This is a genomic window from Nonomuraea sp. NPDC050328, from assembly GCF_044459405.1.
Taxonomy (GTDB): Bacteria; Actinomycetota; Actinomycetes; order Streptosporangiales; family Streptosporangiaceae; genus Nonomuraea.
In genome coordinates this window covers 165355-180779 of record NZ_JBITIW010000001.1, presented here as the reverse complement: position 1 = coordinate 180779, position 15425 = coordinate 165355, and the positions used below count along the sequence as shown (strand labels likewise).

Genomic DNA, 15425 nt, shown 5'->3' with positions numbered 1-15425 from the left:
GTATCGCGGAATGCTTGTCAAGACCCTGAGGACACGGTGGACGAGTCGGCCAATCTGCTCACGATGTTGCGTCCGGTGCGAGCCGGCAACGCCTTCGAGGAGACCGTGGAACGGCTGCTCCAGGCGATCAAGCTGGGGGTCGTGCCGCCCGGCGAGAAGCTGCCGCCCGAGCGCGAGCTCGCCGTCCGCCTCGGCATCAGCCGGGTCACCCTCCGCGAGGCCATCCGCGCGCTGCAGGAGGAGGGCTTCCTCGACGTACGGCGGGGCCGCTACGGCGGGGCGTTCGTCACCTACCGCCCGCCCGGCGGGGGCGACCTGCGCCAGGTGGTGACCGACATGGGCGGCGACGACCTGGCCGACGTGCTGACCTTCCGGCTGGCGGTGGAGTGCGGCGCGGCCCAGGTGCTGGCCGGCACCCGGCTCACCGCCGAGCAGCGTGCCACGCTCACCCGCCGGCTCGACGAGCTCAACGCCGCGGGCCCCGAGGACTACCGCCGCCTCGACACCGCCTTCCACCTGGCCATCGCCGAGCTCACCGGCTCGCCGCTGCTGGCCGCGGCCTGCGCCGACGCCCGGCTGCGGGTCAGCGACCTGCTCAACGCCATCCCGATGCTGCAGGTCAACATCGAGCACGCCGGGGCGCAGCACGCCGCGATCGTGGCGGCGATCCTGGCCGGCGATCCCGAGGCCGCGCGGCGCGCCGTGACCGAGCACCTGGACGGGACGGCCGCTCTGCTGCGAGGCTTCCTGTCGAAATGACCGGCGATCATCGGGCATCCTAGAAGGAGCGCGACTGGCGGCCGGAGGATGGAATCGACCATCGGGGAGCACGCCGTGGGTGCCGACCGCCTGGGCCCCCACGAGTCCTGGGAGTGGCATGTCCAACGCGAGAATGTTGCCCGGCGGCCCCGTCGCCGAGCAGATCCTGGCCGACGTCGCCGAGCGGGTCGCCGCGCTGAAGGCCCGCGGGGTCGAGCCGGCCCTGGCGACGATCCTGGTCGGTGACGACGACGCGAGCGCCGGCTACATCCGCATCAAGCAGAAGCAGGCCGCCGAGCTGGGCTTCGTCTCGCCGCACGCGCACCTGCCCGCCACCGCGACGCAGGAGGACCTGCACGCCGCGATCAAGGGCTTCAACGACGACCCCAAGGTCCACGGCCTGCTGATCCAGTACCCCATCCCGGGCCACCTCGACTACGAGGCCGCGCTCGCCACGATGGACCCGGACATGGACGTCGACGGCATGCACCCGCTCAACATGGGCCGCCTGGCGCTGGGCATGCCCGGCCCGCTGCCCTGCACCCCCGCGGGCATCGAGGCGCTGCTGGCGTTCTACGAGATCCCGGTGGCCGGGCGCGAGGTGGTCATCCTCGGCCGAGGCGCGACCCTGGGCCGCCCGCTGTCGCTGCTGCTCAGCCTCAAGCGGCCGACCGCCAACGCCGCGGTCACCGTCGTGCACACCGGGGTGCCCGACTGGGCCGACTACACCCGCCGGGCGGAGATCCTCATCGCCGCGGCCGGGGTGCCCGGCATCATCCAGCCCGAGCACGTCAAGCCCGGCGCGGTCGTCGTCGGCGGCGGCGTGCGGTACGAGGGGCGGCGGCTGCTGCCCGACGTGGACGAGTCCGTGGAGAAGGTCGCCGGGGCGATCACCCCGCGCGTCGGCGGGGTCGGGCCGACCACGGTCGCGATGCTCTTCCGTAACGCGGTGGCCGCCGCCGAGCGCGCCACGTCATGACTTCTCGCGATAAAACGGGTATCTAACTCCCGCTCGCCCCGTTCTCGTGCATCGTTAGAGGTGGCGCCGCGTGAGCGGCGCGACCCCTGGAGGTGCGCGGGATGGGTGCCATGCTGGCGCGGCGATGGCTGGCCCACATGCTGACCGTGGCCGGGATCGGCTGCCTGGCGGCGGGCGCGGGCCTGATGGTCCCGCCCGGCCTGTCCGGGCTGCCCGGCCTGGTGCCGGTCACGCAGGTGCCGAGCGTCCAGCAGTTACGCGTCATCCAGCCGCCCGCCGCCGCCGTGCCGCTGCCGGAGGCGGGGGTCGCCTCGCCCGGCGAGCTGCTGTACAGCCGGTGCCGGGAGCTCTGTCCCACCTATCTGGTCACGACCGCCGGTGACCAGTACGTCGTCCCAGGTGGTGAGGGGGCGCTCGAGCCGACCCTCGGCGAGGACTCCGGCCGGGCGAGCGTCCTGGCCGGGTCGACCAGGGCCGGGCTGTCCCCGGACGGCTGGCGGCTCGCCCTCACCGTCCGCGACGGCCTCCGGCTCGTCGACCTGCGCAGTGGGGCCACCGTGCTCGTCCCCCGGCCCGCCGACGCCGTGCCCAAGGGCGAACTCCAGCCCTGGACGTGGTCCGACGACTCGCTCACCCTGCAGCTCCGCTACCCGCTCGACCCCGAGGGATACGGTTACCTGCACGTCTCCGTGGCCGACGGCGCGGTCCAGCCGGTCCACCTCCGGCCCGGTGACGAGCCGGTCGGGGTGCTGCTGCCCAGCCGCGAGCCGCTTTTCGCCGGGCAGCCTGCGTCCGCTGGGGGGCGGATTCCGATCCGGCTCGGGTACGGCCGGCGGGAGGTCGGGCTGGAGGTCCGGCCGGGTGCGGAGGTCGCCGGGCGGTGGATCGACCGGGCTTCGGTCCGGGCGTGGGGGGACTGGGTCTACGGCGTCGTCGTCACCGCTGACGGGCCGGTCTCGGTGGTCGCGGTGTCCGGGCCTCTCCGGCTGCGGGTGCCGCTCGAACCGGCCGACGAGGTGCTGGGGATCGAGGAGCGGGGGGTGCTCGTGCGGCAGGGGAAGGTGATCTCGGTGGTGGGGGAGACCCGGCGGGAGGACCTGACCATCGTGCCTGAGGGCGCCACGGTCAAACTCCCGGGCGCCCGCTAGCCTTCCCGGCTCAGGTGGCCCGACGAGGTGTGGGGCCGGTGACGGCGAACGTCTCGGTCAGCCCGTCGGGCCAGACTAGGGTGACGGTCTCTCGGTGGGGATCGGTCCGCGCGGTGGTGGTCGTGACGGTGTCTCGATCCGGGTCCGCTGGGTTTGTGGTGACGGTGGGGAGGCCGGCCGGGTCGTCGCCCAGGATCGCCGCCGCGACCGCCCAGCCGTCCGTGGCGGTGCCGTCGAGCTGGGGGACCAGGGCGGGGGCGCCGAACGCGGTGCCCGCCGGGTCCTCGGCGACGGAGGCCGCGGTGTAGCCGTGCAGCCCGACCAGGTGGGAGACCAGCCCGTTTGCCGCGCGAAGACTGATCCGGGCAGCCCCAGGGAGGTCGGTGGCGGCAGGGACGGGGAGGTCGGTGGTGGCGGGGATGGGGAGGTTCGTGGTGGCGGGTGCCGGGATGGCCCACCCGGTCTGGCGTACGGCGGAGCCGACCGGCACGCGGTGCACCCGCACCTCCACCGCGCCCCGCACGACGCTGAGGCTCTCGACCCCGCCCTCGCCTGCCGCGGAGACCCCGGCCTCGCCTGTCGCAGAGACCCCGGCCTTGCCCGCCGATACGGCCCCGGCCGCGCTCACCGATGCGGCCCAGGCGAGTTCGCCCGACTGGCCCGCGCCGCGCGGGACGATGAGGCCGCGCGGGGGCACGGTGCCGTCCGCCGCCACCACGCCGAAGTGGTTGTCGGGCACCTCGGTGGTGGGTCCGGTGCGGGTGGAGTAGGCGTAGCGGTCGTAGAGGGGGTCGCCCACGTGGTGCTGGCTCCCGTGGTTGATCACCCGCGCCACGGCCCCGGTGTTGTGCACGACGAACCCCGGCTCGGGCAGCGCGGCCACCCCGGTCGGGCCGAGTTCCTCGGTGGCCGTCCAGACGGGGTGGCCGGGCGGCAACAGCAGGCCGAGGAAGGCCTTCGAGGCCCAGTACGGCGAGGCGGACCCGGAGTAGCCCTGCAGCGACGGCTCATGCGGGCCGTACCAGCCGAGGGTGAGCAGTCCCTCGGCGGACAGCGCCCCCCGGTCGAGGAAGTGCCGCAGCACCGAGGAGGCGAGGCCACGGGTCTGGCCGGGCGACAGGGGCGAGGCGCCGGCCAGCTCCCCGGCGAAGAGCGGGGCGGCCGAGGCGAAGCGGTAGGTGACCGAACGCCCGTGGTAGAGCATCCCGCCGCCGTGGTCGAACATCAGCGCGTAGCCGCGCAGGTACTCGCCCAGCCGCTCGCCGTACACCTCGGCGGGGAGGCCGGGCACGGGCACGGTGGGGCGGGTGGCGGCCAGGTGGTGCAGGAGGACCGGGTAGAGGTGCATGGCCCAGCCGTTGTAGTGGTCGAAGGAGCGGTTGGCGCCGTCGGAGTACCAGCCGCCGCCCAGGTACCAGCCCTCGATGCGGTCCAGCCCGCGGCGCACGGCCGGCTCGTCGCCGAGGAAGCCGCCGACCATGACGGGGAAGAGCCACCAGTTGTTGTCCACCGGCTCGTGCCGCAGCGCCCCGGACAGCCAGTCGGTGACGCCGGCGCGGACGGCGGGGTCGAGGGTGTCCCACAGGTGCTCGCGGGTGAGCCACAGGCCGATCGCGATGGAGGCCGCCTCGACCATGGGCTGGGTGCGGTCGGTGATCGGCTGCCAGACCTTCGGCCCGGCGGCCAGACCGAGCCGGTACGGCGTCAGCAGCTCGGGCGGGCCGCCGCCGGCGACGCGGAAGGCGGCCAGGAGGAAGGTGCGGGCGAAGCCTTCGAGGCCGTCGCAGCCGGAGACGCTGGCGCGGCCCGGGAGACGGACCTCTGCATGATCGTCGCTCCAGTAGGGTTCGAGCGCGGCCAGCAGGCCGTCGGCGACGGCCGCCCAGTGCGCGCGGGTCCAGCCGGTGTGCGGGCTGAGCGAACGGTCTTCGGGGGGAAGGGCGATCATGCGGCTGCCTCCAGGAAAACGCTTTCCCCGGGCAGGCTAGCACGTGATCGAACGACCGAAACGTTCACAAACGAAAGTCGGCTCGATAGGATCAGGTTGTCGGACTGCAAAGGAGCCCCCCGGTGTTCGTCGAGCAACGTCATGAACTCATCCTGCGCGAGCTGCACGAGCGCGGCTCGCTGCGGCTGGCCGAGCTCGCCGAGCGGCTGGGCGTCTCCGCGGTGACCCTGCGCAGGGACGTCGAACACCTGGCGGGGCAGGGGTTGCTCAAGCGGGTGCACGGCGGGATCACCCTTCCGGACGCCGAACGCCGCCCGCCCGGCAGCCGCGGCGGCACTTCCTATCCGGGGTCTCAGGGTGGTCAGGGGTACGGCCCGGCAGAGGGCTGGAGCGGCGGCGAGCACGGGGCCGGCGACGGGTGGGGTGGCCCCGGCACCTACGGGCGGCCGGGCCCTGGTGGGCCGGGCCCCCATGGCGGCCAGGCGGGGCCGGAAGGTGGCGGGCGCGGGCAGGTGGCTGGGCGTGCGGCGGGCGGGCGTTCCGGGGCTGGGCAGGGTGTGGCCGGGCGCGGCGTGGCTGGGCGGGATGCCCGGTCGGGCGAAGGGGCGGCGCTGACCCTGGGGATGCTGGTCCCGAGCGCGACCTACTACTACCCGAACGTGATCAGAGGCGCCCGGGAACGGGCCGCCGAGCTGGGCGCACGCCTGGTGCTGGGCGTGTCACGGTACGACGAGGCCGAGGAGCGCATGCAGGTCGAGCAGCTCGCGGCCGGCGGCGTCGAGGGCCTGCTGCTGACGCTGTCCCGCCAGCCGGACGAGGAGCACGTGGACTGGCTGGCCGGGCTGGACGTGCCTACGGTCCTGGTGGAACGCCGCGCGGAGCTGGGCGGCCCGGCGTCGCTGCTGGACGCGGTGGCCTCCCACCACGCCCACGGCGCCTACCTGGGCGTACGGCACCTGGCCGAGCTGGGCCACCGCCGGGTGGCGATGGTGACCAGGAACAGCCCGACCGCGCCACGGGTACGGCAGGGCTTCCTCAAGGCGGTGATCGACTTCGGCCTGCACGCCGACGGCGAGCTCGGCATCGACCAGGAGGGCCCGTCCGAGGCCCAGGTCGCGGCGGTGGTCGAGGCGATCGAGGACCGCGCGAGCGGCCTGCTGGTGCACAACGACGAGGACGCGCTCCTGCTGGTCCAGCACCTGCGGGTGGCCGGCGTGAACGTGCCGGGCCAGGTGTCCATCGTGGCCTACGACGACGAGGTGGCCGCGTTGAGCGACCCGCCGCTGACCGCGGTGGCCCCGCCGAAGAGCGCGGTGGGCCGGCATGCGGTGGACCTGCTGCTGCGCCGGATCCGGGAGGGCGCCCAGTCGCCCGGCCAGCACCTCGCGCTCCTGCCTGAGCTGCGCGTCCGCGACTCGACGATCGATCGTCGTTGACTGTGGCGTTTCGATCAATTGACCGGTGAGATGCTTTCGTTATTGATCGTTCACTAGACAATCGATCGAATGTGAGCGAATGATGTCTCATCGCGATTGATTCGCCTAAGGAGCACACGATGGGACGCAAACTCGCCGCCGCCGGCGTCCTGGCCGGCCTGACCCTCCTCGCCGCCTGCGGGAGCGGGAGCGGTTCTGGGACCGGCGGTTCTGGGACCGGAGGCGAGGCCGCCCCCGCCGGCCAGCCCACGACCGTCACGTTCTGGGGCTGGGCCAAGGGCACCCAGCAGGTCGTCGACGCCTTCAACAAGTCGCACAAGGACATCCAGATCAAGTTCGAGGAGATCCCCTCGGGCAACGCCGGCGGCTACGCCAAGTTCGCCAACGCGGTGAAGGCCGGCAACGCGCCCGACGTGATGTCCGTCGAGTACCCGCAGCTTCCCGACTTCGTCAACCAGGGCGCCCTGGAGGACATCTCCGGCGAGGTCGGCGACGTCAAGGCCAAGTACCCGGCCAACGTCTTCAGCCTGGTCGAGCTGGGCGGCAAGGCCTGGGCCCTGCCCATGGACGCCGCGCCGCAGGTGTTCTTCTACCGCAAGGACCTCTTCGAGGCCAACAAGATCGAAGTGCCCAAGACCTGGGACGACTTCCGCGCCGCCGCCGAGAAGGTCAAGAAGGCCGACGCCAAGGCGCGCATCGCCACCTTCTTCCCCGACGACCCCAGCATCCTGGCCGCGCTCGCCTGGCAGGCCGGCGGCAAGTGGTTCGGCACCGAGGGCGACGCGTGGAAGGTCGCCGTCAACGACGAGGCCACCAAGAAGGTCGCCGGCTACTGGCAGGGGCTGGTCAAGGACGACCTGGTGAAGGTCCAGGCGTCCTTCTCGCAGGAATGGAACGCCGCCTTCGAGGACGACTCCCTCTGGGGCTACGTCGGCGCCAACTGGGGCGCGGGCGTCATGAAGGGCAACCACGCCGGGCAGTCCGGCAAGTGGGCCATCGCGCCCGTCCCGCACTGGGGCACCCCGGCCAGCGGCATGCTCGGCGGCACCACCTTCGGCGTCAGCAAGGGCAGCAAGAACACCAAGGCCGCGGTCGAGGTCATCAAGTGGCTCACCGGGTCGGAGGAGGCCTGGACCGCTCGGCTCTCGTCCGGGACGTCCAGCGGCTTCCCGGCCATCGCGGACCTGGTGCCGGTCGCGGCCAAGAGCTTCGACGCCTCCTTCTACGGCGGGCAGGACATCTACGCGCTGTTCTCCGAGTCGTACAAGACGATCCAGCCCGGGTGGACCTGGGGGCCGAGCATGGTGCAGGTGCTGACCTCCTTCAAGGACGCGCTGGGCAAGGTGTCCACGGGCGGGACGACGATCCCGGACGTGCTGGAGACCGTTCAGCAGGCGACCGTGGCCGAGATCAAGGGCCGCGGGCTCAACGTCGCCGCCTGATCTCCGGGTGGGCCGGGGGTCTCCCGGTCCACCCGCCTGCCCGCCGTACTCCCGGTGACGCGCCCGCCCGAAGCACCGCCTTCCGCTGGGTCGACGGGGCGGAGGGGGCGGGCCGTACTGGTGGGTGTGAGTGGAGGAGAGGGAGAGCATGACGATGAGGGCCGAGGCGCCGCCGGGCAGGGCGGGGGTGTGGCGGAGGCGAGGGGCGATCACGCTGTTCGTGGCGCCGTTCTTCGTGCTGTTCGCGCTGGTGATCGTCGCACCGCTGGGCTACGCGCTGGGGCTGAGCCTGTTCAGCGAGAAGTCCTCGGGCCTGGGGTTCGGCGGCAACGAGACGGTGTTCGCCGGCCTGCAGAACTACCTGGACACCCTGGCCGACCCGGCGTTCGCCGACGGGTTCCTGGTGGTGGCCGGGTACTGCCTGCTGTACATCCCGCTGATGATCGGCGGCGCGCTGGTGCTGGCGCTGCTGCTGGACTCGGGGCTGGCCAGGCTGACGAAGTTCTTCCAGCTCGCCCTGTTCATGCCGCACATCGTGCCCGGAGTGATCGCGGGCCTGATCTGGCTCTACCTCTACCTGCCCGGCATCAGCCCCGTGGTGGACCTGCTGGGTGACGTGGACTTCCTGGGCGCCGACCACGTGCTCGGCTCGGTGGTGAACATCGCGCTGTGGGAGTGGATCGGCTACAACATGATCATCTACTTCGCCGCCCTCCAGGCGATCCCGAAAGAGGTGATCGAGGCGGCGACGATCGACGGCGCCGGCCCGGTCAGGACCGCGGTGAGCGTGAAGCTCCCGCTGATCAGGGCCGCGGTCGTCACGACGGTGCTGTTCACGATCATCGGCTCGCTGCAGCTGTTCACCGAGCCGATGGTTCTCGACAACGTCAGCGACGGCGTGGTCAGCACGTGGACGCCGAACATGTACGCCTACACCGAGGCGTTCGCCAAGAACGACTACGGCCAGGCGGCGGCCTCCTCGCTCCTGCTGGCGGCGCTGGCCGCGGTCCTGTCGTTCTTCGTCACCAGGTGGGGGAACAAGCGATGACCAGGTTGCTGTCGCGCGGCGTCGTCAACGCGATGCTGCTGCTCGCGACGCTGTACACGCTGCTCCCGCTGAGCTGGCTGCTGTTCTCGGCGACCAAGTCGCTCCCGGACCTGTACGCGACCAACGGCTTCGCCTTCGGCGAGTTCAACCTGGGCGCGAACGTCGAGGCGGTCGCGGCGGAGAACGGCGGGATCTTCTTCCGCTGGTACCTCAACAGCGTGCTGTACGCCGGGTTCGGCGCGGCCGTGGGCGCCTTCATCAGCGTGATGTGCGGCTACGCCTTCGACAAGTACGCCTGGTGGGGCAAGGAGAAGCAGTTCGGCCTGGTGCTGCTGGGCGTGCTGGTCCCGACCACCGCCACGGCGCTGCCCCTCTACCTGCTGGCCTCGAAGGTCGGCGTGGTCAACACCTTCTGGGCGGTCTTCGTCCCGGTGCTGGTCAACCCGTTCGGCGTCTACCTGTCGCGGGTGCTGTCGGCCGGGTACGTGCCGGGCGAGGTGCTGGAGGCGGCGCGTTCGGACGGCGCGGGCGAGGTGCGGACGTTCCTGTCCATCTCGCTGCCGATGCTGAAGCCGGCCTTCGTGACCGTCTTCCTGTTCCAGTTCACCGCGATCTGGAACAACTTCTTCCTGCCGCTGGTGATGCTCTCCGACCAGAAGCTCTTCCCGCTCAGCCTCGGGCTGTTCTCGTGGAACTCGCAGGCGCACGCCTTCCCGGAGTTCCAGACGCTCACCATCACCGGCGCGCTGCTGTCGGTGGTGCCGCTGCTGGTGGTCTTCGGCTTCCTGCAGCGCTTCTGGAAGGCCGGCATGACGGCGGGCAGCGTCAAGTGATCGACATCTCGGGGGAGATCGTGAAGCGACCCAAGACGATGCTCGCGATGGCCGAGGGCGTCGCGGGGCGGATCCTGCAGGAGCCGGTCAGGCGACGGCTGGCGATGCTCGCCGACACCGACCCGGACCTCGTGGTCACCGACTTCGGCCAGGTGGACCTGACCGAGGTGGAGGTGCTCTACACCTCGTGGGGCTGCCCGCAGGTGACCGCCGAGGTGCTGAAGCGCGCTCCCCGGCTGCGGGCGATCGTGCACGCGGCCGGTTCGGTGAAGTGGCACGTCACCGACGCGGTGTGGCAGCGCGGCATCGTGGTCTCCTCGGCCGCGAGCGCCAACGCCGAGCCGGTGGCCGAGTTCACGCTGGCCTCCATCCTGTTCGCCAACAAGCGGGTGCTCGACATCGCCCGCGCTTACCGCCGCGACCGGCGCAACGACGACTGGGACGCGCGGTACCCGGGGTTCGGCAACTACCGCAAGACGGTCGGCATCGTCGGCGCCTCCCGCATCGGCCGCCGGGTGATCGAACTGCTGCGGCCGTTCGACCTGGAGGTGCTGGTCAGCGACCCGTACCTGCGCGAGGACCTGGGTGTCGCCCGGGTAGAGCTGGACGAGCTGGTGGAGCGCTCCGACGTGGTCAGCCTGCACGCCCCCGACCTGCCCGAGACCCGGCACCTGATCGACGCGCGGCGGCTGGCCCGCATGCGCGACGGCGCCACCCTGATCAACACCGCCCGTGCCGCGCTGGTCGACCAGGAGGCGCTCACCGCCGAGCTGGCCGCCGGGCGGCTGTACGCGGTGCTGGACCACACCGAGCCGGAGTTCCTGCCGCCGGGCTCTCCGCTCTACGACCTGCCCAACGTCCTGGTCACGCCGCACATCGCGGGCTCGCTCGGCGGCGAGCTGGCCCGGATGGCCGACCTGGCCCTGGACGAGCTGGCCCGGTTCGCCCGCGGCCTGCCGTTCGAGCACGCCGTCGAGCGGGCGACCCTGTCCCGCTCGGCCTGACCGCACCTCTCACCCCCCGGAGGTCCTGTTGCCCCGCAGCAGATCCCTGCTCTTAGTGGCCACCGCGGCCACCCTCCTGGCGCCGATGGCGCTGCCGCTGCCCGTGGCCGCCCAGACCGTGGTCTCGGCCCAGGCCGCGGACCTGTCCCCGTCCCTCCAGCGCTGGCGTGACCTGCTCACCGGCGCGCCGGCGATCGACCCGGCCGCCGCCGACTTCCAGGCCGCCCTGGCCCGGCTCGACGCCTCGGCGGACGCGGCGGTCGCCGCCGGGTTCGCCGACGTCCAGGGCAACGACGGCGACACGGTGGCGCGGTACGCCGACCGGCTCCAGTCCGCCGCCCTGGCCTACGCCACCCCCGGCAGCCGCCGCCACCAGGACCAGGCCACCGTCCAGCACGTGCTGACCGGCCTGGAGTGGCTGCGGGCCAACCGCTACAAGACGGGCGCGGCCGAGCCCGGCAACTGGTGGGGCTGGGAGATCGGCGCCCCCGACCGGCTGCTCGACACCCTGCTCCTGCTCGGCGACGCCGTACCCGCCCAGCTCAGGTCCGACCTGCTGGCCGCCGTGGCGCACTTCGTGCCCGACCCGGCCCGCCGCAAGGTCTCGGGCGTCCCGGAGGTCGGCGCCAACCTGGTGGACAAGGTCTCCATCACGGTACGGCGGGGCCTGCTCGCGGGCGACGAGGCGGTGCTCGCCCTGGGCCGCGACAAGCTGGCCCCGGTCTTCGAGTACACCACCGGCGGCGACGGCTGGTACGCCGACGGCTCGCTGATCCAGCACTTCTACTTCGCCTACACCGGCGGCTACGGCAACGCCCTGATCAGGGGCGTCGCCGAGACCCTCGCCCTGCTCGCCGGCACCCCGTGGGCCACCCAGAGCCCCAACGTCACGAGCTGGATCTTCGACGGCGTCGAGCCGCTGCTCTTCCGCGGCCAGCTCATGGCCGGCGTCCGCGGCCGCGGCATCTCCCGGGCCGCCGACACCGACCAGGCCGCCGCCCGCGACCTGCTCGCCTCGATGGCCGTCCTCGGCGCTGCCGCCACCCCGGCCGACCGTGCCAGGCTGGCCGCGCTGGTGGCCGAGCACGCCCCGCACCTGACCGGCGAGGCCACCCCCGCCCAGCTCGCGCTGATCAAGCAGTTCACCGCCGGCGTCACCCCGCGCGGCGACGTGGAGTTCGCCAAGGTCTACGCGGGCATGGACCGCTTCGTCCGCTCCGACGACCGCTACGCCCTGCACGTCGCGGCGCGCAGCAACCGCGTCGGCGCCTACGAGTCCGGCAACGGCGAGAACCTCAAGGGCTGGTACACCGGCGAGGGCATGACGCTGCTCTACACCGCCAAGGGCGGCTACGACGGCGGCTTCTGGCCCACCGTCGACCCCTACCGGCTGCCCGGCGTCACCAACGCCACCGAGCAGACCTACCCGCGCACCGCCAAGGACACCGCCTGGTACGGCTACCGCCAGGCCGACCCGCACACCGGCGGCGTCGCCCTCGGCGAGCTGGCCGCCTACTCGATGCGCGTGCAGGCCGAGCCCGACCGGCACACCAAGAAGCCGATCGACCTGTCCGCCCGCAAGTCGTGGTTCACCGTCGGGGACACCGTGGTCGCGCTCGGCGCCGACATCACCGCGACCGGCGTCGCCGCCCAGACCACGGTCGAGAACCGGATGAACCCCGGCGCGGTGAGCAGCGGCGACGGCTGGCTGCACGTGGAGGGCTCGGGCGGGTACCTGTTCCCGCAGGGCATGCCGCAGACGGTCCGCGAGAGCCGTACCGGAAGCTGGTCGCAGATCGGGACCGGCGCGGCCGACCCGCTGACCCGCGACTACCTGACCGCGTGGTTCGACCACGGGCCCGACCCGAAGCAGGCCGGTTACGCCTACTACGTGCTGCCCGGCGCGAGCGAGCTCCAGACCAGGACCGCCGCCCGGACCAACCGGGTGAAGATCGCCGACAACTCCGCCACCGTGCAGTCGGTGGTGGACGAGCGGCTGACCTCGCTGCGGCTGGGCGCGACCTTCTGGGACTGCGGCGCGACCGCGAACACGGTCTGGTCCTACGGCCCGGCCTCCGTCGCGCTCGCCCAGAACGGCGCCAACCTGGAGATCGCCGTCGCCGACCCGACGCAGAGCCAGGACCAGCTCCTGATCGAGGTGGCCCGCGAGGGCCGCGAGGTGGTCAGCGCCGATCCGCGGGTCAGGGTGCTCGCCACCAGCCCGACGATCAAGCTGCTCGCCGACACCAGGGGCGCGCTCGGCGCGGGCCTGAAGGTCGCGCTCAAGGTCAAGCCCACCGCCAAGCCGGCGCTCAGCGCCCTCGACTGCGCCGCCGCGAAGCGGCCGGTCGAGGCCGACGGCTACGTGCGCGGCGGCAGCTACGCCGCCCAGAACTTCACCGGCCAGGGCCTGCAGGTCAAGCACGTCAACGACAGCGAGAGCTTCGTCCGCCAGACCTTCCTGCGCTTCGAGCGGCCGGCCGGCGAGGTGGGCCTGGCCAAGGTGTGGATCAACGGCGCGACCGCCGACAACGACGGCACGGTGACCGGCTACACCCTCTACGAGGTGCCGGACGCGACCTGGCAGGAAGCCACGCTCACCTGGAAGAACAAGCCCGCGCTCGGCCGCGTGGTGGGCAGCGTGACCATCTCCGGCCGCACGAACGCGTGGTACTCGATCGACGTCACCAAGCACCTGCGCGCCGGCCGTCCGGCGAGCTTCGCGCTGGCGGGACCGCCGGTCGGCAACAAGACGCTGGCCTCGGTCTTCCGCGACCGCGAATCCGGCGCGACCGCGCCTTACCTCCAGGTCTGGGACATCCCGGAGCTGCCGCCGGACCCGCCGCACCAGGCGGCCACCCGGCACGTCGACTGCCAGGCCCCGGCCGGCGGCGACGGCAGCGAGGCCAAGCCGCTCAACAGCCTGGCCGCGGTCAACGCCCGCGAGGTCGGGCCCGGCGACGTGGTCAAGTTCAAGGCCGGCACGGTCTGCACCGGCCGGCTGGAGCCGCTCGGGTCCGGCACGGCCGACAAGCCCGTCCTGTTCACCTCCTACGGCGAGGGTCCCAAGCCGATCCTGCAGGGCGACGGCGGCACCTGGACCGTGCACCTGGTGGACAACTCGCACCTGACCCTGGAGAAGCTGCACATCACCAACCCCGCCGCGCAGCAGGCGCAGCGGACCGGCGTGCAGTACAACTCGATCTCGGCGGAGCCGAAGGCCGGGATCGTCCTGCGCGACCTGGAGATCTCCGACGTCGCGGGCTGGGGCAACAAGACCGGCGCGAACAGCAGCTGGTACACCTACTCCGCGGCGATCAGCGTCCAGGTGCTGCCCGAGGGCGTCGGCGGCGCGATCGACGGCCTGCGGATCGAGGGCAACTACCTGCACGACGCGGGCGGCGGCGGGATCAAGATCTCCCGCATCGGCAACGACTACCACCGCAACGTGGTGATCAGGGCCAACACCATCCGCTCGGTGGGCGGCGACGGCATCGTCGTGCACGCCTCCGACAAGCCGCTGGTCGAACACAACCTGTTCGACGACGGCGGCGGCGGCAAGTACCCCTACGCCGACGGCAACTTCGCCGGCATGTGGCCGATCAACTCGGTCGACCCGGTCTTCCAGTACAACGAGGTCACCCGGCAGCGGCCGTCGATCTACGACTCCACCGCCTGGGACTGCGACGGGGCGATCAAGGGCACCTGCCTCTACCAGTACAACTACTCCCACGCCAACGGCGGCGGCTTCTACCTGGGCTGCCAGGGCTGCACCGAGTACCCCAACTTCAAGGCGACCGCGATCCTGCGGCACAACATCGCCCAGGACGACTGCCGGATCAAGTCCAACGACGGCGCCCCGCTCTGGCTGATCAACAACACCTTCTACTGCGCGAGCGAGCCCGTGGACTTCGCCGTCCCGGCGGCGAGCACGAAGCTGGTCAACAACGTCATCTACGCCCGCGAGGGCACGCTCCCCAGCGCGACGTACGAGGCCAACGCCTACTTCGGCGGCATCGCGGCCCCCGCCGCCGACGCGCGGGCGGTCAAGGCCGACCCGCTGCTGGAGGCGCCCGGCACCGCCACCGGGCTGGGCCAGGCGCTCGGCTACCGGCTCACCGAGGGCTCCCCGCTGCTCGGCGCCGGGGTGCGCACCGAGGGGCTGGGCGAGCGCGACTACTTCGGCAACCCGCTGGCCGAGCGGGTCAGCATCGGCGCGTACAGCGGCCCGGCCGTGCCGAAGCGCGTCTACGAGAAGCTGTCGGACGCCTACAACCTGGTCGGCGTCTCCAGCGACCACAACCCCAACGTCGGCGGGCTCGGCCGCTCCCGGCGCAGCTTCTCCGGCCAGGCCCTGGAGGCCCAGGGGCTCAGGCCGGGCGGCGTGCTCGCCGCCGGAGGCGTCGAGTTCACCTGGCACCCCGCCCCGTACGGCACGCCGGACGTGGTCAAGGCGGCCGGCCAGCAGATCAAGGTCAGCGGCTCCGGCAGCCGCCTGGTCTTCCTCGGCTTCGCCACGCACGGCGCCCAGAGCGGCACCGGCACGATCGCCTACACCGACGGCAGCACGGCGCCCTTCACCCTCGCGCTGCCCGACTACTGGAGCGCGGGCGAGGGCCTGGTCGTCCAGGCGGACTACCACAACAAGCCGCAGACCAGCTACAAGGACCCGCTCAGCGGGCGCTCCACCGAGTCCAAGACGGCGATCTTCACCGCCTCGGTCCCGCTGGAGCCGGGCAAGACCGTCGCCTCGGTGACGTTGCCCGCGGGCACCCCGCTGGCCGAGGCAGGACTGCACCTGTTCGACCTCAAGATCGGCGGCTGACGG

General features: G+C 72.3%; 10 protein-coding genes and 1 riboswitch. Of the genes, 9 read left to right on the top strand and 1 reads right to left on the bottom strand.

The window, feature by feature from the left end; translation table 11 throughout:
• Positions 1–63 precede the first annotated feature (63 nt).
• From ACIBG7_RS00775 to ACIBG7_RS00765, 3 genes are all read left to right on the top strand, one after another.
• Positions 64–759 (top strand): FadR/GntR family transcriptional regulator, encoded by a 696-nt coding sequence (locus tag ACIBG7_RS00775; protein WP_397334740.1) that lies wholly within the window; start codon positions 64–66, stop codon positions 757–759.
• Positions 760–779: 20 nt separating this feature from the next.
• Positions 780–862: riboswitch (ZMP/ZTP riboswitch) on the top strand.
• A gap of 15 nt (positions 863–877) precedes the next feature.
• Complete coding sequence (locus ACIBG7_RS00770) at positions 878–1738, top strand: bifunctional 5,10-methylenetetrahydrofolate dehydrogenase/5,10-methenyltetrahydrofolate cyclohydrolase (RefSeq protein ID WP_397334739.1); 861 nt, start codon at positions 878–880, stop codon at positions 1736–1738.
• 101 nt (positions 1739–1839) lie between these two features.
• Positions 1840–2886 (top strand): hypothetical protein, encoded by a 1047-nt coding sequence (locus ACIBG7_RS00765; protein WP_397334738.1) that lies wholly within the window; start codon positions 1840–1842, stop codon positions 2884–2886.
• Positions 2887–2896: 10 nt separating this feature from the next.
• Here the strand turns inward: ACIBG7_RS00765 and ACIBG7_RS00760 are convergent, their stop codons facing one another.
• Positions 2897–4834, bottom strand: a complete 1938-nt coding sequence (locus ACIBG7_RS00760; protein WP_397334737.1) for a DUF2264 domain-containing protein — start codon at positions 4832–4834, stop codon at positions 2897–2899.
• 122 nt (positions 4835–4956) lie between these two features.
• Between ACIBG7_RS00760 and ACIBG7_RS00755 the strand changes: the two genes are divergently transcribed.
• From ACIBG7_RS00755 to ACIBG7_RS00730, 6 genes are all read left to right on the top strand, one after another.
• The gene (locus ACIBG7_RS00755; protein WP_397334736.1) at positions 4957–6270 is read left to right on the top strand and encodes a substrate-binding domain-containing protein; all 1314 of its coding nucleotides are present in this window, start codon (positions 4957–4959) and stop codon (positions 6268–6270) included.
• A 119-nt stretch (positions 6271–6389) separates the two neighbouring features.
• Positions 6390–7712 (top strand): ABC transporter substrate-binding protein, encoded by a 1323-nt coding sequence (locus ACIBG7_RS00750; RefSeq protein ID WP_397334735.1) that lies wholly within the window; start codon positions 6390–6392, stop codon positions 7710–7712.
• 148 nt (positions 7713–7860) lie between these two features.
• Complete coding sequence (locus tag ACIBG7_RS00745; protein ID WP_357917908.1) at positions 7861–8760, top strand: sugar ABC transporter permease; 900 nt, start codon at positions 7861–7863, stop codon at positions 8758–8760.
• Positions 8757–9593 carry a carbohydrate ABC transporter permease gene (locus tag ACIBG7_RS00740; RefSeq protein ID WP_357917911.1) on the top strand — a complete coding sequence of 279 codons (837 nt, stop codon included), beginning with the start codon at positions 8757–8759 and terminating at the stop codon, positions 9591–9593. The genes ACIBG7_RS00745 and ACIBG7_RS00740 overlap by 4 nt, the downstream gene beginning before the upstream one ends.
• A 20-nt stretch (positions 9594–9613) precedes the next feature.
• Complete coding sequence (locus tag ACIBG7_RS00735) at positions 9614–10597, top strand: hydroxyacid dehydrogenase (RefSeq protein ID WP_357917914.1); 984 nt, start codon at positions 9614–9616, stop codon at positions 10595–10597.
• Between the two features lie 28 nt (positions 10598–10625).
• Positions 10626–15422 (top strand): polysaccharide lyase family 8 super-sandwich domain-containing protein, encoded by a 4797-nt coding sequence (locus tag ACIBG7_RS00730; protein WP_397334734.1) that lies wholly within the window; start codon positions 10626–10628, stop codon positions 15420–15422.
• Positions 15423–15425: the final 3 nt, after the last annotated feature.